General features: G+C 74.8%; 13 protein-coding genes. 5 read left to right on the forward strand and 8 right to left on the reverse strand.

Features of this window, described 5'->3' with window-relative positions; translation table 11 throughout:
* Positions 1-40: 40 nt before the first annotated feature.
* Positions 41-769 carry a helix-turn-helix transcriptional regulator gene (locus tag ACWDR0_RS12680; protein ID WP_456351659.1) on the reverse strand — a complete coding sequence of 243 codons (729 nt, stop codon included), beginning with the start codon at positions 767-769 and terminating at the stop codon, positions 41-43.
* A gap of 200 nt (positions 770-969) precedes the next feature.
* On the opposite strand from ACWDR0_RS12680, the gene ACWDR0_RS12685 reads away from it, so the two are divergent.
* Positions 970-1,815, forward strand: coding sequence for a hypothetical protein (locus ACWDR0_RS12685; RefSeq protein ID WP_456351660.1), 846 nt, complete (start codon positions 970-972; stop codon positions 1,813-1,815).
* Between the two features lie 286 nt (positions 1,816-2,101).
* Here the strand turns inward: ACWDR0_RS12685 and ACWDR0_RS12690 are convergent, their stop codons facing one another.
* Positions 2,102-2,284: a DUF6104 family protein gene (locus tag ACWDR0_RS12690; RefSeq protein ID WP_031091411.1), complete on the reverse strand. Its 183-nt coding sequence runs from the start codon at positions 2,282-2,284 to the stop codon at positions 2,102-2,104.
* A gap of 150 nt (positions 2,285-2,434) precedes the next feature.
* Between ACWDR0_RS12690 and ACWDR0_RS12695 the strand changes: the two genes are divergently transcribed.
* The 4 genes from ACWDR0_RS12695 (at position 2,435) to ACWDR0_RS12710 (ending at position 10,808) form a co-directional block, all read left to right on the forward strand.
* On the forward strand, positions 2,435-3,322 hold the full coding sequence (locus ACWDR0_RS12695) for a CU044_2847 family protein (RefSeq protein ID WP_456351661.1): 888 nt from the start codon (positions 2,435-2,437) through the stop codon (positions 3,320-3,322).
* Positions 3,319-5,316 (forward strand): VMAP-C domain-containing protein, encoded by a 1,998-nt coding sequence (locus ACWDR0_RS12700; RefSeq protein ID WP_456351662.1) that lies wholly within the window; start codon positions 3,319-3,321, stop codon positions 5,314-5,316. The genes ACWDR0_RS12695 and ACWDR0_RS12700 overlap by 4 nt, the downstream gene beginning before the upstream one ends.
* 574 nt (positions 5,317-5,890) lie before the next feature.
* On the forward strand, positions 5,891-6,904 hold the full coding sequence (locus ACWDR0_RS12705) for an AAA family ATPase (RefSeq protein ID WP_456351663.1): 1,014 nt from the start codon (positions 5,891-5,893) through the stop codon (positions 6,902-6,904).
* Positions 6,905-7,361: 457 nt separating this feature from the next.
* Positions 7,362-10,808 carry an SAV_2336 N-terminal domain-related protein gene (locus ACWDR0_RS12710; protein WP_456351664.1) on the forward strand — a complete coding sequence of 1,149 codons (3,447 nt, stop codon included), beginning with the start codon at positions 7,362-7,364 and terminating at the stop codon, positions 10,806-10,808.
* A 647-nt stretch (positions 10,809-11,455) separates the two neighbouring features.
* Here ACWDR0_RS12710 and ACWDR0_RS12715 read toward each other — a convergent pair.
* The 6 genes from ACWDR0_RS12715 to ACWDR0_RS12740 form a co-directional block, all read right to left on the reverse strand.
* Positions 11,456-15,241, reverse strand: a complete 3,786-nt coding sequence (locus ACWDR0_RS12715) for a multifunctional oxoglutarate decarboxylase/oxoglutarate dehydrogenase thiamine pyrophosphate-binding subunit/dihydrolipoyllysine-residue succinyltransferase subunit (protein ID WP_456351665.1) — start codon at positions 15,239-15,241, stop codon at positions 11,456-11,458.
* A gap of 333 nt (positions 15,242-15,574) precedes the next feature.
* Positions 15,575-16,651 carry a HAMP domain-containing sensor histidine kinase gene (locus ACWDR0_RS12720; RefSeq protein ID WP_456351666.1) on the reverse strand — a complete coding sequence of 359 codons (1,077 nt, stop codon included), beginning with the start codon at positions 16,649-16,651 and terminating at the stop codon, positions 15,575-15,577.
* 218 nt (positions 16,652-16,869) lie between these two features.
* Positions 16,870-17,610 (reverse strand): response regulator transcription factor, encoded by a 741-nt coding sequence (locus ACWDR0_RS12725; protein WP_366255095.1) that lies wholly within the window; start codon positions 17,608-17,610, stop codon positions 16,870-16,872.
* A gap of 91 nt (positions 17,611-17,701) precedes the next feature.
* The gene (locus ACWDR0_RS12730) at positions 17,702-18,406 is read right to left on the reverse strand and encodes a spermidine synthase (RefSeq protein ID WP_456351667.1); all 705 of its coding nucleotides are present in this window, start codon (positions 18,404-18,406) and stop codon (positions 17,702-17,704) included.
* 169 nt (positions 18,407-18,575) lie between these two features.
* Positions 18,576-19,247 carry a hypothetical protein gene (locus ACWDR0_RS12735; protein WP_456351668.1) on the reverse strand — a complete coding sequence of 224 codons (672 nt, stop codon included), beginning with the start codon at positions 19,245-19,247 and terminating at the stop codon, positions 18,576-18,578.
* On the reverse strand, positions 19,244-20,584 hold the full coding sequence (locus ACWDR0_RS12740; protein WP_456351669.1) for a hypothetical protein: 1,341 nt from the start codon (positions 20,582-20,584) through the stop codon (positions 19,244-19,246). The genes ACWDR0_RS12735 and ACWDR0_RS12740 overlap by 4 nt, the downstream gene beginning before the upstream one ends.
* Positions 20,585-20,611 lie beyond the last annotated feature (27 nt).

Here is a 20,611-nt window from a genome sequence, read left to right on the forward strand (position 1 = left end):
GGTCGGGGGCTCTGTCGGCGAGGGTGTGAGCGCCCGGGTGTTACGGCCCGGTCCGGTCCGGGGTCATGGGGTTCTCGCCCAGCAGGGCCGTGAGCCGTGCCGCCGTCGCGGTGAGCCGGTGGCGGGCCTCGCCGAGCTGGGACTCCGTGACACCGTGGTCGCGGGCAGCATGCCGTACGTCGTCGCGGAAACGGTCCAGCAGCCGGTCCAGCTCCCGGGCCTCCCGCGTCTCCTGTGACGCCTGCGCTTCCCGGTCCTCCTGTGTCGGCGGTGTCTCCCGGTTCTCGCGGGTGCTTCGAGCCTTCCGGGCCTCCCGGGCCTGCTGCGCCTCCCGGGCCCGTTCCGTACGGTCCCCCCGGTCATCGGCGTCCGGCGGCACGGGCCGGGCCCGGACGGACGCCGCGCGGATCCCGCCCCGGAGCCTGCCCGCGGCGACCCGGACGCCGTCCCGGATCTCCGCCGCCAGCTCCGCGACCGCCTCCCGGATCTCCTGCTCCAGACCGGCCAGCTCGCCGCCGCGCCCGGCCAGCTCGGCCCGGCCCGCCTCGGTGATCGAATACACCTTGCGGCCGCCCTCGGTGACCCGGGTGACCAGACCCTCCGCCGCCAGCTTCGCCAGCCGCGGGTAGACCGTGCCCGCCGAGGGCGCGTACAGGCCGTGGAACCGCTCCTCCAGCAGCCTGATCACCTCGTAGCCGTGCCGCGGCGCCTCGTCGAGCAGGGTGAGCAGATACAGGCGCAGCCTGCCGTGGGCGAAGACGGGGGGCATTGCGGAGCACCTCTTCCTGGCCGGGCCCGCCGGACGGCCGGTCGTACCGCGACGCAATGTACCGCGCCTCCCGAAGGAGGCGATATATCGCGAGTTCCGGTCGCCGGGTCCGGTGATCCGGCCGTCCGGCGGCGGCTCCGCTCGCCCAACTGCCGGTCAAAACCGGTCATAGCCGGGCGGGGTGGCCTAGCGTGAGAGATATGAACGCGACAGCCGTGGGCGCCCTTCTGCTGGTCAGGGCCGAGCCCTCCGCCGTACGCCCGCCCGCCCAGCTGCTGCGGGAGCCGCAATTACTCGTCCCGGCCGGTGCGGACTGGAGTGCCCTGGTCCCCGAGGGCGCCGCCTGGCAGGACGGAGAGCCGGTCGACCGGGTCGTCGCGGGCTGGGCCGTCGCCCTCGCGGTCGCGGTCGGCCTCGGCCGGCCGGTCCTCGCGCTCTGGTGGGACACCGACCGCGTCGGATTCACCCTGGCCTCCGGCTTCCGCCGCCCGGTGGGCTATGTCTGGCTCACCGACGGCACTCCGGCGGGCGAGGACGAGGCGATCTCCACCTTCGCCGCCCGCCTCGGTCTCGACCCGGTCATCGACGTACAGGCGCTCGCCCCGCTGACCAGGGAGAACCGCGAGATCGACGGCCCCGACCGGCTGCGCGGCCTGGTCGCCGTGCTCTCCCGCGCCGGACTGGAGCTGCCCCCGGGGCTCGCCCCGGGCCGCGCCCCGGCGCAGTTGCACGCCGTCGCCGAGGAGCGGGGCGCGCAGACCGTCGAGTGGGCGGGCTGGCGGGACGCGGTCCGTACCGAGCTGCACGCGGTGGAGGAGAGCTTCGACCACTGGCTGCGCGAACCGCGGGAGCGGCGGGGGCTGCGGGCGCTGGGTGCGGCACAGCTCGCGGTGGGGGTGCCGCTGGCCTGCTGGGGGCTGCGCCGGTGGACCGGCGACAGCGGCGGCGGGCGGGGTGGTGGTGGCTGGGCCGCCGCGGGGGCGGTGCTGGCCGCGCAGGGCGCGCTGCTGCTGGCGTACGAGCGGCGGCGGGCCGACCGGGAATGACGGCGGGGGCGGGGGAGGGGAGCGCCGCCCGGAGAGAGTGACGGCGGGGTACGCGGTGGGTAGGGGGAGAGCAGGGCGGGGGCGACGAGACGCCCCCGCGTGCCCCCGAAATGCCACGGCGGGCCGGGCCTGCCGGTGCCGTCCGGGTCGGGCCGACCCGGCCCTTGTCCGGCACTGCCGGTCCGTGCGAGCCGGTTCGGGCCCCCTCGGGCGGTGTCGGCCGGTGCCGGACGGCGTTACTCGGTGTCAGCCGGTGTCAGCCGGTGCCGGATGGTGTCAGTCGGCGTCAGTCGTCTTCGTCCTCGTCGTCGAGGCGGGCCAGCCAGGTGGCGAGCCGCTCCACCGGCACCTCGAAGTCGGGGTTGAGATCGACGAAGGTGCGCAGCTGCTCGGCGAGCCACTCGAAGGTGACCTCTTCCTCGCCACGCCGCTTCTCCAGCTCCTCGATGCCGCGATCGGTGAAGTACAAGACATGCTCCCGGGACGGATGGGGGACTACCTCTTCAGGTTACGGCCGCGCCCGCGCAACCGTGCGGGGTGCTCCGGTCGTCGCCATGCACACACCACCCAGGTAACGCGCCAACGGGACGGCGGGGTGCCGTCCAGTTCGGGGGAGTCGATGAACGGACGCGTCCAGCAGATCGAACTGCCCGGGGGAGCCGTGGTGCACGCCCGGCTCACCGTGCCGGAGGGCGGATACGGCGACGACGACGAGGACGTCGGCTTCACCGACACCGTCTCGGCCAAAGTGGAGCAGCTCCAGCAGCTGATCACCGATGTCGGCGGTTCCGTGCTGAGAGCGGCGGCCGCCGCCGGGCCCGACGAGGCCAGCGTCACCTTCGGGGTGGAGCTGACCGCGAAGTCCGGGTCGGCGCTGGCCGTACTGGCGTCGGGCGAGGCCAAGACGTCCATCCAGGTCACCCTGGTCTGGCAGCTTCGGAACCGGCCCGGACCGGCGGGGGAGGCGGCCGGGGCCGGTACGCCGGAGCCGGCCGCGGTCCCGCCGGCCCGGGTGGCGGAGCCCGGCGCGGTGCCTCCGGTTCCGGCGGGGGAGTCGACGGCGGTCCCGCCGGCCCCGGTCGTACCTCCGGTTCCGGCGGGGGAGTCGACGGCGGTCCCGCCGGCCCCGGTCGTACCTCCGGTCCCGGCGGGGGAGCCCGCCCCCGTACCCCCGGCGCCTCCGGCGTCCGTACCGCCCGCCGCCGTACCGGCGCCGCCTCCGCCCACGGCCCCGGCGCCGCCCGCGGTGACCGTGCCGCCGCCGCCCGCCCATCCGCCCGCGCCCGCCCGGCCCCCGGCCCCGCCGGCCCCGGACACCCCCGCGGCACGGGCCGCGGACCCCGATTCGGAACCCGGTCCGGCGCCCGGCGCGGACCTGGACCGGGACCCGCAGCGGGACCCGGCCCCGGACGGAGCCACCGGCCGTACCGGAGATACGGGCGGTACCGGAGATACGGGCGGTACGGGCGGTGACGGCGCGGGCGGCAGCGGAACGGCCCCGGCATGACCGCCGGCGAGTCCGACCAGGTCATCGACGCACTGCTGCGCGCCGCGACCGTACGCATCGGAGGCACCGGCAACGCCCCCATGTGGGGCACCGGTTTCTTCGTCGCCCCCGGGTGGATCCTCACCTGCGCCCATGTCCTCGCCCCCCATCTGCGGGGCGACCCCACCCGGCCGGTGCGGGTCGCCGGTTCCGAGGTCAACGGCGGCGAACCCCTCGACGCCCGGCTCCACCGCTGGCTGGTCGACGGCGGCCCGCTGCCCGAGCACAAGATCCCCGTGGAACAGGACCTCGCCCTGCTGCGGCTGCTGGACCCGGACGTCGAGCACGAGTGCGTCTGGCTCACGGACCGGACCGACCACCCCGGGGGCCGCGGGGTGGTCCAGGGCTACCGCCCCGGCGGCGAGGCCCACCCCGAACGGGCCGTGCCCTGGAAGGCCACCGCCCGGATCAACGGCTTCGACGACGCCTACGGGCTGCGGATCCGCCCCGAGGCCGAGTTCCCGCGGGGCGGCTCGGGCTCCCCCGTACTCGACGCCCACACCGGAGCCGTCGTCGGCGTCCTCAAATCCCGCCGCGCCGGGCGCGACGGCGGTATGGCCATCGCGGTGACCGCCCTGCGCCGCTTCGGCGCCGACTACCAGGAACTGGCCGCCGCCCACGACCACTGGCACGGCCAGTCCCCCAAGATCACCGGCCATAACTGGATCGACCGCCAGCACCAGCTGCCCGGTACGGGCATCCAGGCCGGGGGCGACCAGTGGAGCCCCCGCGACCGCCGCGAAGCCCTCGCCCTGCTCTCCGCGGTGCATCCGCCCGACGGCATCCGGCCCGTCGTCGAGCTGGCGAAGAAGGCCCGCGGCGGGGTCGCCGCCCCGCCGGGCCAACTGCTGCCGCACGCCTGGCGGGACGGACACGGACTGCTGTACGAGGCGGGCCGGCCCGCCGCCGCCATCGCCGCGCTCCACTACCTCCGGCTGGTGGCCGAGTACGAACGCGCCCGCGGCGGCGACCCCTCGGCGCTGCTGGACTGGATCACGCGCCGCCTCGACGACGTACCCCGCATCGTCCACACCGTCGTCACCCAGGCCACCCTGCCGCCCGGACTGCTCCAGCCGCCGGACCCGGCCGGTGCCGGTGACCGGATCGTGCTGCGCCACCCCGCGCCCGGCGACGGACGGGCCGTGGTGATCGTCGAACTGGAGCCCGTCGCCGACGCCCTGACCCCCCGGTTCTACTGGCGGGTCCGGGTCGACGACGGGCTCGATGTCAACGAACCGCTGCACGAGGTGCAGACCGGGGACGGCGTACCGCCCGAGCGGCTCGTCGGCGAGCTGCGCGCCCCGCTCGCCGAGGTGTTCGCCTCGGTCGACGCGCCGGGGGCGCCCGTACCCCTGGAAGTCGCGCTCCCGGCCGACCACTTCGATACCGCCGTACACCGCTGGCAGTTGACCGAGATGGCCCGACTGCACCATCCGGCGTATGTCGGGGTACGCCGGGCGGTGGTGCTGCGGGATATCGCCAGACGAGGTGCGGCGGACGGTGCCTGGTCGGACCGCTGGCAGCGACTGACCACCGCGGAACCGCCGTTCAGCGCCTGCCGGGTGCCGCCGCCGCGGCAGGTCCCGAGGGCCCGTCAGCTGGCCGAGATGGCACCGGCGGGTATTCCCGTCCTCTGCCGTCCGGCGGGCGGCGGCATGGGCCGCCGGGCGATGGGGATGGCGCTGGAAGCGGGCCACGGCGTCGCCCTGTGGCAGACCGACAGCCATACGGAGCAGGGCTGCGGCGACTTCTGCGACGAGGTGCACCGGGGCGCGGCGGCCCTGCTCGCGGCCACCGGAAGCGCGGACGAACTCCCGGACCGGCTGCGGGGGATCAGGGACGACATCAGCGGACGGCGGGACGGCGGCCACTGGGCGGAGGGCGTGGCCCTCCTCTACGACGATCCACGCAGGCCCCTTCCGGCCGACGGCGACGGTCCGGTTGACTCGCCCTGAGCCTTGAGCACCGGGCCTTGAGTACGGGGCCTTGAGTACCGGGCTTTGAGCACGGGGCCTTGAGCACCGCGCGCGCCGGGCGGGCCCGCCCGGCGCGGACCGGTGGGTGGCCATGAGTGGCCGCGGGTCCGCACGCTCCGGAGGACGGCGCGGTACGGCGTACGGCGACAACGCACTACGGCGGGCCGGAAGGGGCGGGAAAGGGGCGGGACAGGGGAATGGGAGGGGTGAGGCGGGGGACGCGGGGCGGCCGGAGACGTGACGGAACGGCGGGAAACCGCCCCCCGGAGGCCGGAAATGCGCTGGAGCGCCCCCGAAGGCGTACCGGAAATCCCCGGAACGATACCGGCGGCCACTTCGGGAAAACCGGCGGACTCCGGTGTCGTAGGGCGGAGGAACGGGCGTGGCAGGGCCGCTCCACCGGCGGAACCGCCGACCGCGTCACGGACGACGAGCTTCCTCATGAGGAGACATCACACCGGTCACCGACCGGCAGTCATGGGACGGCGCCGGGCAGGGAATACACCCCACGTTGCCCGCCACCGGTCACCCGGCCGTGGAAAAGGAGCGAGCGATGGACGACGACTGGCTGATCTACCGGGGCACCGGGGCCCCCGACCCCGGGCGCGTCGGGCAGCTTCCGCCGCCCCCGCCCTGGCGTACGTTCTCCGGCGAACCGCTGCCCGACCCCGCGCCGCCCATCGACAGCTCGTCCACCCGGCGGCTCGGCACCCGGATCGGCGCGCCCCCGGCCTATGACGCCGAGGCCCTCCAGCTGATCAACGCCGCCCTGTACCTGCGCCGCCCGCTGCTCGTCACGGGCGAACCCGGTTCGGGCAAGTCCACGCTCGCGCATGCCATCGCTTACGAACTCGGCCTGGGCCGGGTGCTCCAGTGGCCCGTCGTCAGCCGCACCGAACTCCGCGACGGCCTCTACACCTACGACGCCATCGGCCGCCTCCAGGACGCCCAGCTGGCGGAGCGGGAGGACCGCGCCCCCGACGACATCGGCGCCTATGTGAAGCTCGGCCCGCTCGGCACCGCCCTGCTCCCCACCGAACGCCCGCGCGTCCTGCTGATCGACGAGCTGGACAAGAGCGATATCGACCTGCCGAACGATCTGCTGATCGTCGTCGAGGAGGGCGAGTTCACCCTGCCCGAGCTGGAGCGCACCGCCGACCGGCCGGGCCACGAGGAGGTCCGGGTCCTCACCGACGACGGCCGCCGGGTGCCCGTCCGCGGCGGCCGGGTCCGCTGCCACGCCTTCCCGTTCATCGTCATGACCAGCAACGGCGAACGGGACTTCCCGGCCCCGCTGCTGCGCCGCTGCATCCGGCTCCATCTCGACCCGCCGCGCGACGAACGCCTCGCGTCGATGGTCCAGGCACACTTCGGCGCCGGTGCCGACGAGCAGCACCTGGACCTGATCTCCCGCTTCACCAGCGAGGACGGCGACGGCGAACTGCGCCCCACCGACCAGCTGCTGAACGCCATCTATCTGACGCAGCACGCGGGGCGCGCCGAGCCCACCCGGCGCGAGGAGATCGCCGGACTGCTGATGCGGCCGCTCGAAACCCGGCAGCGGTGACGCCGTGCACGGGAACGACCACCTGCCGCCGCCGCAGACCCGGCCCGCCCCGGCCCGGGGTTACGGGGCGCCTGCCGGGCCGGGACCGTACGGGCCGCCCGCGGGGCCGGAGCTGCCCGCCGCCCCGGTCGCGGTCCCGGTCCCGGTCGCGCCCCCGGCCGCGGCGCCCGACCGGTCCGCCGGCAGCGGCCCGGAAGCGCCCACGGCCGGCGGGCCCGCCGGGCGCGGTCCCGGGGCGCCGTCTCCCGGCGGCAGCGGGAATGCCTCCGGGCCCGAGGAGAGCGCGCCGGCGGTACCGGACCGTCCGGGTCCGGGCCGTGGGTTCACGGTGCGCCCGGCGGCCCGTGAAGATGATGCCGGGGTACCGGTCCCCCGGGCCGCGCCCGGGGCTGCCGACGGGTCCGCCCCGCCCGGTGCGGGCCGGGAGCCGCCCCCGCCCGGCGAGGGCACCGGCACCGTGCTCGTTGCTCTGACCGGGCTGGTCGCCCGGCTCAGGGAGGCCGAGTTGCGGCCCGGGGCCGAGGAGCTGGCCGACGCGCTCTGGCTGGCCCGGTACGTACCGGGCGCCGGGCCCCCCGCCGCCGCGGACGCCCCCGCCCCGCCCGGCACCGGCCCCGGCGGCACCTCCCGCGCCCCGTCCGGGCCCGCCGCCCGTCCGCCCGCGGCGCCCGGCCCCGGCCACGGCGACCCCGGTACGGCCCCCGGGCAGCGCATCGGGCTCTACGGCCCCGCCCAGCCCGAAGCCGGCTACGGCACCGCCGCCGACCGCCGGATGCGCACGGTTCCCGTCCCCGCTCCCGTCGCCCTGCCCGACGCCTCCGCCCTCGAACGCTCCCTCCGCCCCCTCCAGCGCTACCGGCCGCCCGTCCGCGCCGTCCGCCGCGAACTGGACGAGATCGCCACCGCCGACCGGGCCGCCGACACCGGCATCGTCGTCCCCGTACTGACCGCCGTCCGCCGCCGCGAGGCCCGGATCGCCCTGGTCATGGACCAGTCCAGCTCCAACGCCATCTGGTCCGGCGCCCTGGAGGAACTCCGCCGGATCTGCGAACGCGCCGGCGCCTTCCGCGAGGTCACCGTCCACCGCATCGCCGAGGACGCCCCCTTGCCCGCCCATCTCGGCGACCCCACCGGACAGCGGATCACCGTCGTCCTCAGCGACTGCGCGGGCCCCCTCTGGCGCAGCGGCCGGATGCAGCGCCTGCTGCACTCCTGGGCGGCCACCGCACCCGTCTCCGTCGTCCAGCCGCTGCCGCAGCGCATGTGGGGCCGGACCCATCTGCCCGCCCGCCCCGGCCTGCTGCGGCGCCGCGAAGGTCCCGCGGGACGGCTGGAGTTCGTGCCCCGGGGCGGCGCCGACGGCATGGGCGCCCCCGGCATTCCGGTACCCGTGCTCGCCCCCCGCCGCTCCTCCTTCGACGCCTGGACCAAGCTGATCGCGGGCGCCACCGGCCAGTCCCTGAACGCCGCCGCCGCGACCGTCTTCGCCCGCCACCGGCCCACCGCCGCCCGCCCGCGCGCCGACCGCCGGATCGACCCCGCCGAGCGGGTCCGCGCCTTCCGGCGCACCGCCTCGCCGGCCGCGGCCCAGCTGGCCGTCTATCTCTCCGCCGTACCGCTGGTGCTGCCCGTGATGCAGCTCGTCCAGCGCGCCATGCTGCACCGCAGCGGCCCCGACGTCCTCGCCGAAGTCCTGCTCAGCGGGCTGCTGCGCCGCGACGACCGGGCCGCGGGCGCGGACGGCGCGGCCGAGACGCAGGACGGGCCCGCGTACGCCTTTCTGGACGGCGTACGGGAGGAACTCCTCGGCCAACTGGGTGCGGGCAGCGCCTCGCTGGTCCTCAAACAGTGCTCCGAGTACGTCGAATCACGGTACGGGCGGAGCGTCCGCAACTTCCCCGCGATGGCCGCCGCCTTCCTCTCCGGGGCCGTCGACCCGCGGGAGGAGGAGCCCACCGCCGAAGCCTCCGGAGCGGAGAACCGCAAGCTCTGGGCCTTCGCCCAGGTCTCCACCCAGGTACTGCGGCGGCTCGGCGGACCGTCGCCCACCGCCACACCGCTCGCGGGCGCCGAGGCCGCCGACGGGCCCGGCGGGCTCGCCGCCCGCGCCCGCGCCTGCCTCGACCACTTCGGCGAGCACGGCACCGTACGCGATCTGGACTCCGCGATCCGGCTGCTCGGCTCCGCCACCCAGGCCGAACGGCGCGCGCCCCGGCGGGCCGCGCTCTACGGGGAGCTCGCCGAGGCCCTGCTGCGCCGCTGGTTCCTGCGGCCCGTGCCCGAGGACCTGCCCGAGGCGCTCGATGCCGCACAGAACGCGATCAGCGGGGCGCCCGCGGCCCATCTGACCCTGGCCAGACTGCTGGAGATCATGGCCGGGGAGGTATCGGCCGGACGGCTCAGCGCGAAGCTCCTGCCCGAATGGGTGGCGGTACGGGCCGCGGCGGCCGGCGACGGCCGCGCCCCCGGCGACACCGACGCCCCCGAGCCCGCCGCCGCAGTGCTGCTGGCCGCCGCCGACAGCAGCCTCGCCGAGCTGACCGAGGGCCCCCAGCGCTGGGACACCGCCCTGCGGGCCGCCGCGACCCCCGTCCGGGTCCGTGTCCTGCGGCGACTCGCCGTCACCGGGGCGCCGTACGGACCGGACACGCCCGCCGCCTGGTTCACGGCCACCCTCGGGACGGCCGTGGCCGTCGTCGACGCCTTCGTCGACGAGACCCGGGCCGGGCTCGACGGCTACGCCGGGGCCTACCCGGAGCCCGGACCCGACCCGTCCGCCGGGCCCGGCGGCCCCCGGACCGGGCGGGAGCGGGACGCCGCCCGCGAGGAGGCGCTGCTGCTGCGCGGCGGGCTCCTCCTCGAACTCGCCCGCCACCACCGGGGCGAGGGGCCCGTCCCCGCGGACAGCCCCGACCCGGCGGCGTCCCGCGGCTACGCGGAACGCGCCGAGGTCGACCTGCTCGCCGGAATCGACGCCTTCGATGCCTTCGACGCTTCCGATTCCGGCGATACGGCGGGTTCCGCGGCCGCCGCCACCGGCGCGCGGGAGACGGTCCGCGTCTGGCTGGAGTACGCCGACGCCATCGCCTTCAGCAGCGAGCACCCCGACGACGACGCCCGGCTCCGGATACTCCAGGCCCTCGACCAGGCCCGCCGCACCGTCGACCGCGACGAGGCCGCCGAGGCGGACATCCTGCTGCGCATGGGCCGGCTGCTGGAGGAGCGGTACGCCGCCAGCGGAAGCTGGTCCCACCGGGATTCGGTGATCGCCGCCTGGACCGAGGCCCTGCCGCTGCTGCCCTGGCACGACCCCGGGCGCGCCGGGCTGCTCACCTCCCTGGGCCGCCGGCTCGTTGAGCGCGGCATCGACAAGGACGCGCCCGGTGATATCCGTACCGCCGTACGGCATCTGCGCGGTGCCGTCGACCAGACCGCGGTCGGCGACCCGGCCCTGCCCGAACGGCGGGCCCTCCTGGGGCAGGCGTATCTGGAGCGGTTCCGGGCCGAGGGCACCGCGGCCGACCTCCACGAGGCGGACTGGGCGCTGGGCGAGGCCGCCCGGACCACGGCGGACCCGGCGCTCGCGGCGACGGCTTGGTGGCGGCGGGCCGTCGCCGTCGCCCTGCTCGCCCGGCGTACGGCCTCCCGGGCCCGGCTCCTCGACGCCGCCGCCCACTGCCGCCGGGCCGTACGGGGCCCGCGCGAGGTCCTGGAACAGCTGCTGGCCGCCCAGGGGGAACGGGCCGCCCGGCTGACCAGGGCGGCGGGGCCGCGGCGGGCGCAGGAGGAGCACGGGGCGCTGCTGGAGATGCTGACGGAAGCGGCGGGGACGGGGGCGGACATCGGGGCGGACGCGAGCGAGCTGCTCCGCACGGAAATCACCCGCCTGACCGCCTCCCGCTGAGGGCCCTCGCCCCTCCGGGCCCCCGTGGACCAGGCCCCCGCAGCGCACCGCCGCCGCGCCCTCCCGGCTCCGCCCGAACCGGAGGGGGCTGTCTCCCGGCCGCGGCTTGCGAGCCCAGCGCCTCGGCTGCCGGGCGTCGCCCATGACGGGTTTCGCCCGGCCCGGCGGGGGTTCTTCGCCGGCCGCGGGCCGTGGACGCTTTTCGCGCAGTTCCCCGCGCCCCTTCTTGGTCTGTCCGTCCCCGGCTGTGCGGGCGCCGCACCTGAAAGGGCCTGGGGAAGAGCAGCCCAGGGGCGCTGGGGGTCCCCCCCACGCCGCCAGGCGTAGGGGGCGGAACTGCGCGAGCAACCACATCCGGCCCGCGGCCGGGAAACAACCCCCGCCCGGCCGGGCGCTCCCCGTAGCGGGAAACCGCACCAGCTCCGGAGCGCCCCCGGCGGGAAACCGCACCAGCTCCGGAGCGCCCCCGGCGGGAAACCGCACCAGCTCCGGAGCGCCCCCGGCGGGGAACCCCACCAGCTCCGGAGCGCTCCCGCCGGGGAACCGCAGCGGTGCCGGGGCTTCCCGTACGGGAAAAGGGTGGGGCCCGGGTGGCCACGCCCCGAAGGGGTGGTCACCCGGGCCCGAGGAACCCGAGCGGGAGGCGGCTACGCGTCGAAGACGTCCGCCGCCAGCTGCGCCTGCTCCGCCTGGTGGCGCTTCGCGGAGCCCACCGCGGGTGACGAGCTGTGCGGCCGCGAGATACGGCGCAGGCGCTCGCCGTGCGGCACGTCCGCGCCGACCGCCAGGTCCAGGTGGTCGATCAGGTTCAGCGCGATGAACGGCCACGCACCCTGGTTCGCCGGCTCCTCCTGCGCCCAGAGGTACTTCTCGGCGTTCGGGAACTTGGCGATCTCGGCCTGGAGCTCCGCGCCCGGCAGCGGGTAGAGCCGCTCCAGACGGATGATCGCCGTGTCCGTGACGCCCCGCTTCTTCCGCTCCGCGTCGAGGTCGTAGTAGACCTTGCCGGAGGTGAAGACGACCTTGCGGACCGCGGCCGGGTCGACGGACTCGTCGCCGATGACCGGACGGAAGCCGCCGTTGATGAACTCCTCCGTCTTCGACTGCGCGGCCTTCAGCCGGAGCATCGACTTCGGGGTGAAGACGATCAGCGGCTTGTGGTGCGGGTTGTGCACCTGCCAGCGCAGCAGATGGAAGTAGTTCGACGGCAGCGTCGGCATGGCGACCGTCATATTGTCCTGCGCGCACATCTGGAGGAAGCGCTCCGGGCGGGCGGACGAGTGGTCCGGGCCCTGGCCCTCGTAGCCGTGCGGCAGCAGCAGGGTGACGCCGGAGGTCTGGCCCCACTTCTGCTCGGCGGAGGAGATGAACTCGTCGACGACGGTCTGCGCGCCGTTGACGAAGTCGCCGAACTGGGCCTCCCACATGACCAGCGCGTCGGGGCGGGCCAGCGAGTAGCCGTACTCGAAGCCCATCGCCGCGTACTCGCTGAGCAGCGAGTCGTAGACGTTGTAGCGGGCCTGCTCGTCGGTCAGGTAGAGCAGCGGGGTGTAGTCCTCGCCGGTCTCCTGGTCGACCAGGACCGCGTGGCGCTGGCCGAAGGTGCCGCGCCGGGTGTCCTGGCCGGAGAGCCGGACCGGGGTGCCCTCCATCAGCAGGGAGCCGATGGCGAGCGTCTCGCCCATGCCCCAGTCGATGGTGCCGTCCTCGACGGAGGCGGCCCGGCGCTGGAGCTGCGGCAGCAGCCGCGGGTGGACGGCGACATTGTCCGGGATGCTCACCTGGGACTCGGCGATCCGCTTGACGACCTCCTGGGAGACCGCGGTGGTCACCGCGACCGGGAAGTCCGCCTGCGGGTCCGGGACCAGGGTCGGCGCCGGCTGGCTGGTGGCCTCGCGGACCTCCGCGAAGACCTTCTCCAGCTGGCCCTGGAAGTCCTGGAGCGCCTGCTCGGCCTCTTCGAGGGTGATGTCCCCGCGCCCGATCAGCGATTCGGTGTAGAGCTTGCGCACCGAGCGCTTCTTGTCGATCAGGTTGTACATCTGCGGGTTGGTGAACTGAGGGTTGTCGCCCTCGTTGTGACCGCGGCGGCGGTAGCAGATGAGGTCGATCACGACGTCCTTGTTGAACGTCTGGCGGAACTCGAAGGCCAGCCGGGCGACCCGGACACAGGCCTCGGGGTCGTCGCCGTTGACATGGAAGATCGGCGCTTCGATCATCCGCGCGACGTCCGTGGCGTACATCGAGGAGCGCGAGGACTCCGGGGCGGCGGTGAAGCCGACCTGGTTGTTGATGACGAGGTGGACGGTGCCGCCGGTGCGGTAGCCGCGGAGCTGCGACATGTTCAGCGTCTCGGCGACGACGCCCTGGCCCGCGAAGGCCGCGTCGCCGTGGAGGGCGACGGGCAGCACGGTGAAGTCGGTGCCGCCCTTGTTGATCACGTCCTGCTTGGCGCGGGCGACGCCTTCGAGGACCGGGTCGACCGCCTCCAGGTGGGAGGGGTTGGCGACCAGGGAGACCTTGATCTGCTCGCCGTCGAGGCCGGTGAAGGTGCCCTCGGCGCCCAGGTGGTACTTGACGTCGCCGGAGCCGTGCATCGACTTCGGGTCGAGGTTGCCCTCGAACTCGCGGAAGATCTGGGCGTACGACTTGCCCACGATGTTCGCGAGGACATTGAGCCGGCCGCGGTGGGCCATGCCGATGACGACCTCGTCGAGGCGGGCCTCGGCGGCGGAGTCGATGACCGCGTCGAGCAGCGGGATGACGGACTCGCCGCCCTCCAGCGAGAACCGCTTCTGGCCGACGTACTTCGTCTGGAGGAAGGTCTCGAACGCCTCGGCCGCGTTCAGGCGGCGCAGGATCCGCAGCTGCTCCTCGCGCTCCGGCTTGGAGTGCGGGCGCTCCACCCGGTCCTGGATCCACTTGCGCTGCTTGGGGTCCTGGATGTGCATGAACTCGATGCCGGTGGTGCGGCAGTACGAGTCGCGCAGAACGCCCAGCACCTCGCGGAGCTTCATCAGGGTCTTGCCGGAGAAGCCGCCGACGGCGAACTCGCGCTCCAGGTCCCAGAGGGTCAGCCCGTGCTCGGTGATGTCGAGGTCGGGGTGCTTGCGCTGGCGGTACTCCAGCGGGTCGGTGTCGGCCATGACATGGCCGCGGACCCGGTAGGAGTGGATCAGCTCGAAGACCCGGGCGGCCTTGGTGACGTCGTCGTCGTGGGAGGCGTCGATGTCCTTGAGCCAGCGGACCGGCTCGTAGGGGATCCGCAGGGCCTCGAAGATCTGGTCGTAGAAGCCCTCCTCGCCGAGGAGGTAGTTGGCGACGACCCGCAGGAACTCGCCGGACGCCGCGCCCTGGATGACCCGGTGGTCGTAGGTCGAGGTCAGCGTCATGACCTTGGAGATGCCCAGCTTGTTCAGGGTGTCCTGGGAGGTGCCCTGGAACTCGGCGGGGTAGTCCATGGAGCCGACACCCATGATCACCGACTGGCCGGGCATCAGCCGGGGCACGGAGTGGACCGTGCCGAGGCCGCCGGGGTTGGTCAGCGAGACGGTGACGCCGGTGAAGTCGTCCATCGTCAGCTTGTTGCTGCGGGCGCGGCGGACGATGTCCTCGTACGCCTGCCAGAACTCGAAGAAGTTGAGGGTCTCGGCCTTCTTGATGGCCGCGACAACGAGCTGGCGGTCGCCGTTCGGCTTCACCAGGTCGATGGCGAGGCCGAAGTTGATGTGCTCCGGCTTGACCAGGGTCGGCTTGCCGTCCTTCTCCGCGAACGACCAGTTCATCGACGGCATCGCGCGCAGCGCCTGCACCATGGCGAAGCCGATGAGGTGGGTGAAGGAGACCTTCCCGCCCCGGGCGCGCTTCAGGTGGTTGTTGATGACGATGCGGTTGTCGAAGAGCAGCTTCACCGGGACGGCGCGCACGGATGTGGCCGTGGGCACCTCCAGCGAGGCGTTCATGTTCTTCGCGACGGCGGCGGCCGGACCGCGCAGGGTGACCAGCTCGGGACCGGCGGCCGGCGTGGCGGCGGGCGCCTTGGCCGCGGCGGGCTTCGCCGCGGGGGCGGGTGCCGGGGCCGGGGGCGCCGCCGGGGCGGCGGGTGCCGGGGCGGGCTGCGCGGCCGGAGCGGGCGCCGGAGCGGGCTGCTGCGGGGCGGGGACGGCGGCCGGGGCCCGGGTGGCGGTGGGAGCCGGCGCCGCCGGGGCGGCGGCAGCGCCCTCGGCCGGAGTCTCGGCGGTGTTCTTCGCACCCGGCTTGTAGTCGGCGAAGAAGTCCCACCAGGCGCGGTCTACCGAATCGCGATCCTGGAGGTACTGCTGGTAGATCTCGTCGACGAGCCACTCATTGGCACCGAAGGCGGCGGCAGGGCCCTGCCCCGGCGTGCCTCGGTCGGCCGGAATGTTGGTGTTACTGGGGGACTGAGACGACACGGCGGCAACCGCCCTCTTCCGCTTCACAAGGTGATGGACAGCGGAAATAAAGGCTACGCCTCCTGGGGCCTCAGATGCAGGCCGGACCGGTCATCGTCATGTAAGTCACATCGAAAGCCGGGTTTCATTGCAAGGAATGGCGGGAAACAAGCACAGTTTGCCCATGTCGGGGAGGTAACGCACCCGCGTCCCGGCGGGTCCGCCGCGGCGGCGGGAAGGGCCCGGCCGCCGCTCCGGCCCGGTTCCGGCCGGGGTCCGGTGGTCCGGCGGCGTTCCCGCCCGCCGGAGATCCCTTGCCGGATACACGCACCACGGCGGCCGACGGTTCGAACCCTACGTCAACTGACGTCTGACCGGGATTCCCGGAAGAGTGACCCGGATCCGGCAGCCCCGGGTGGATTCGGCCACTCCGATCCGCCCGCCGTGCAGATCGACGGCCCAGCGGGCGATCGCCAGGCCCAGCCCCGTACCGCCGTCGCTGCCCTTGCCGTGCGGGAAGGCCACCTGTCCCCGGTTGAACCGCTCGAAGACCCGGTGCCGCTCCTGCTCCGGGATGCCGGGGCCCTCGTCGAGGACCTCCAGCTCCAGCGACTCGGACTGCTGGCCGCGGCGGGCCCGGAGGGTGACCCGGCCGTGCGGCGGGGAGTGCTTCACCGCGTTGTCGACCAGATTGGCCACCACCTGGTGGAGCCGCTCGGTGTCGGCGTAGGCGGTGAGGTCCGGCGGTGACACGTCGAGGTGGAGATGGACGTCGGTACGGGTGTGGCGGCCGGAGCCGGAGGCCAGCCTGCGATGCGCGTCCGCCAGGTTCGCCTCCTTCAGCACCCCCGACAGATAGGGCCACACCTCGAAGCGGTGCGCCCGCAGCGGTACGACGCCGTTGTCGAGCCGGGAGAGGTCGAGCAGTGTCTCCACCAGCCGGCCCAGCCGCTCGGTCTGGGTGAGCGCGGTCCGCATGGTCTCCGGGTCGGCCGCGGACACCCCGTCGACGACGTTCTCCAGCACCGCCCGCAGCGCGGCGATCGGGGTGCGCAGCTCGTGCGACACATTGGCCACCAGCTCCTTGCGGTGCCGGTCCACGGCCTCCAGATCGTCCGCCATGCGGTTGATGGTGGCGGCCAGGTCGCCCAGCTCGTCGCGGCGGTCGGCGCCGAGGACCCGGCGGGTGTAGTCGCCGTGGGATATGCCCTTGGCGACCCGGTTCATCTCGTCCAGCGGAGCGGTCAGGCCATGGGCGAAGAACTGGGTGATCAGCAGGGTCGCGATGATCGAGAAGACCGTGATGAAGCGCAGCTCCGTCGAGGTCTTCAGGGCGACCAGCAGCAGGCCGGTGGTGATGAAGACCGAGACGACGACAAGGACGCCGAGCTTGGTCTTGATGCTGATGGGGAGCGTGGTGCGGCGCCGCACCCGGCACGCGTCCAGCGGCCCGTCCCGCCCGTCCGCTCCGTTCCGCGCGCCTGTGCCGGCCCGCCCGGCGGGCCGGGGGGCTGCCGGGGCCGGGAGGCCGCACCCGGCGCCCGCCCCGGCGCCCGCCCCGGTACCGGCCCGGGCATCCGCCGCCGGACCGGCCCCGGCACCGGCCCCGGTGCCGGCGCCCCGGCCGTCCCTCGCCCCGCGGACCCGCCTCATGGCGCGGGCGTCTCCAGCGCGTAGCCGACCCCGTGGACCGTACGGATCCGTTCCGCGCCGATCTTCCGGCGGAGCGCCTTGATATGGCTGTCCACCGTCCGGGTCCCCGAGGCGTCCGCCCAGTCCCAGACCTCGGCGAGCAACTGCTCCCGGGAGAGCACCGCGCGCGGTGTGTTCGCCAGACAGACCAGCAGATCGAACTCCGTCGGTGTCAGATGGACGTCGTCGCCCCGGACCCGGACCCGCCGCTGGGCGTGGTCGATCTCCAGCTCGCCGAGGCGGAGGATCCCGCTGCGCGGGGTGACCGCCGCCAGCGCGGCCCGCTCCACCCGGCGCAGCAGGACATGCACCCGGGCCGCCAGCTCCCGCATGGAGAACGGCTTGGTCATGTAGTCGTCGGCGCCGACGCCCAGCCCGACCAGCATGTCCGTCTCGTCGTCGCGGGCGGTGAGCATTAGCACCGGGACCGGCCGCTGGGCCTGGACCCGGCGGCAGACCTCCAGACCGTCGAAGCCCGGCAGCATCACGTCCAGCACCATCAGGTCGGGCTGCCAGGCGTCGGCCGCGTCCACGGCCGCCGGGCCGTCCGCGGCGGTCTGCACCAGGAAGCCCTCGGCCCTGAGCCGGGCTGCGATGGCGTCCACGATCGTCGAGTCGTCCTCGACGACCAGCACCCGCCGCTGCGCGCCGGGTGTGGCCGCGACGCCGGTCTGGGTGGTGGTTTGAGTCTGTTCCATCGCCCGCCCCTGTAAGCGCTCTCGGGAGATTCACGCTCGTTGTCGATCCGGTGTGTGGTTCAGCAGACTAAAGGCACTTCAGGCGTCGCGGCTACGCAGGGCCGACGGCGAGGTGGACCACGTCCGGTACGCCCCGGGCAACCGGGATCTCTTCGGTTCTTACCCCGCTGAATCCGGCATTCCGCAAAGCTCGTTCAAACTCCGGGGACGGCTGCGCGGACCAGATCGCGAGCACTCCGCCGGGGGCCAGGGCGGCCCGGCACAGGGCGAGTCCGGCGGGGGTGTAGAGGCCCGCGTTGTCCTCGGTGACGGTCCAGTCGGGGCCGTTGTCGATATCGAGGCAAAGGGCGTCGTACCGGTGCGCCGAGGTCCGCAGATGGGCCAGCAGATCCCTGCTGACGATCACGCTCCGGGGGTCGGCGACGGCCGCTCCCGAGATCTCCGCGAGCGGCCCCGTCAGATGCCAGTCGACGATGGCGGTCTCGCGTTCGACGACGGTGATACGCCCCCAGCGGGGGCTCGCCGCGGCATGCGCGAGGGAGAACCCGACGCCCAGCCCGCCGATCAGCAGCGAGGGCCGCCCGGGGCGCTTTTCGGTCGTTCTCACCGGTCCGGGGCGGCCGTCGGCGGTGAGCGTTTCGAACGCCGCGTCGACCAGGCGCCGTTCGGACCGCCCGTCCGAGGTGTCCATCAGGAAGCAGCCGTTGGCGATGATCTCGTGGTGATCACCCCGCCGCCGCAGGACGACTTCTCCGTACGGCCCCTCCCGGCGGTCCAGTGTGACGGGTGCGGACATGGGGCCTCCGGTGACCTGGGGTGCGGTGGACGGGGCCATGGTCGCCCGGCGGGGCGGGGCGTGCGAACGAATTCGGCCAGTGCATCCGCCGTCGGCCGTTTCGGACCACTGGGGCCCTTCGAAACGGTCCCGGCCGCGCCTGCGGGTCCCGCCGCCTTCTCCGGTTTCCTCAGGCCCGGCCGGTCCGCGCCCCCCGCCACAGCCAGGCCGCCGCCCCCGCCGTGTACAGGACCGCCGCCGTCGCCCAGGCCCCCGCCTCCGGCCCCGGCCGGACCAGCCACCCCGCGGCCCCGGCCGCCCGGGCCGCCGCCGGATCCTGGAGCAGCAGAAAGGCCAGACCCCCGTAGAGCGCGGCTGGCAGCCAGCCGGCCCCGGCCCCGGCGACCACCGCCGTGAGCAGCGTGATCCCGGTACAGCCCAGCAGGTTCCGGATCGCCGCGGGGGAGCCGTATATCTCCGGGCTGCCGGTCACCGCGAGCGCGAACGCCCCGGCGGCCGCGCCGGTGAGACCGAGGAGGTGCAGCAGCCTCGGCCGCCACCAGGCGCGCGCCGCCGCCCGGTCCAGCTCGCCGCTCGGCGTATCCAGCCCGGTTCCGATGACCGCGGCCACCACCAGCGGGGCCAGCACCACCAGCGGCAGCCGGTTCGCGGGGTCCGAGACACCGCCCGCCCGTACCAGCCGGGGCGCGGCCCAGGCGGTGAGCAGCGCCGTCGCGAGAAGGGCGGCGAGAGCGCCCGGCAGCCCGCGGGAGCGCCCGTACAGCACGACCGGGTGGAGGGCGGCGGGCCCGCGGCGGGGCGTCCGGCGGCGGGCCCGTACGGGAGGGCGGGGCGCGGTCACGGGGCGGGCACCTGCTCCGGCGCGCCGCACGGGTCCGACGCCAGCAGCCGGGCCAGGTAGGCGCGGGACGCGGCGGGCGTCATGGCCGTCAGCCGCGCCAGATGCCGCCGGGCGTCGGGGGACGCGTACTTCCACTGCCTCTCGTACGGGAAGAGCCACTGCACCGCGGCGGACGTGATGTCGGCGGACCGTTCCCACCCGGGCCGGTCGACGGCGCACCAGCCGAAGAGGCCGGTGACGGCCCAGTGCGCATAGCCCACCGGATCCTGGAGCCGGCCGCGGAACACCTGCCCGTCCAGGTACGGCAACTGGGCCTCGCCCGGCTTCAGCCTGCTGTCCGGGATCTCCGTCCAGCGGACCGGGGCGCCGGGGACGCCCCGGAGCCTGCCGTGGAGGCCGCTCAGCGCGGCGGTGACGTCCGGCCGCAGCCGCTCGTTCCGCGCCTCCAGACAGATCTGCGGATCCCCGCCCCGGCAGACCTGCCGGGACAGGGCCGGGCTGTCCCGCCACAGTCCCTCGCCGGTCTGCACCAGGACGGCCGCGCCGCCGGCCGCGACGGCCAGCGGCACCAGCGCGAAGGCCCGGCGCCGGGCCGCGTACAGCAGCAGGGCCGTCGCGCCGACGCCGCCCGTCCACAGCACCGACGCCGGGACGAACCACCACACCGGTTCATGTGCCGAGAGTTCGATCCGGTCGGCCGGGTTCAGCACGGCCGGGCTGCCTTTCTCCGCCCCCTGGTCGTACTGGAGCGAGACCAGCGCCAGCCACGCCGCCATCCCCAGCAGCGGCGGGGCCAGCCGCCAGGCCACCAGCCGCCCGGCGAGGAAACCGAGCACACCGAACACGGCCACCGCGACCGCGTCGGCCACGAGGACGGAGCCGTACGGACCCCCGGCACTCGCGTACGGCCGGGTCGCCAGGACCGTCGTGAGGCCTCCGAGCAGGATCGCCGCCACGGGCCAGACGACGACCGGCGCGACGGCGACCAGTGTCTGGCGCAGCGGCCCGCGGGCGGCCCCGGCCCGCAGCTCCAGGGTGCCCCGCCGCCGCTCCCGGCCGCCCTGCCAGGCCCCCGCGGCGAGCGCGATCGGCCCGCCGAACTGGACGGCCCCGATCCGGAGCAGGTCCGCCCCGTCCAGCCAGTACGACTGCCAGTCGCCGTCCGGATCCGCCTTCTCGTACAGCAGCAACCCGATGGCGAACGCGGTGGCCGCTCCCGCCCACGGTCCGACACCGCGCAGCAGTTCGGCCCGGAGGGGGTGACCGGACCCGGCCCGGGGTACGAGGCGGCGCGGACGGAATCCGGGGCAGGCGGAGGGGGCGGGAGGACGGGGCACGGCTGTCTCCAACGGGGTGGTGGGCGG

The organism is Streptomyces sp. NPDC003691, assembly GCF_053981115.1.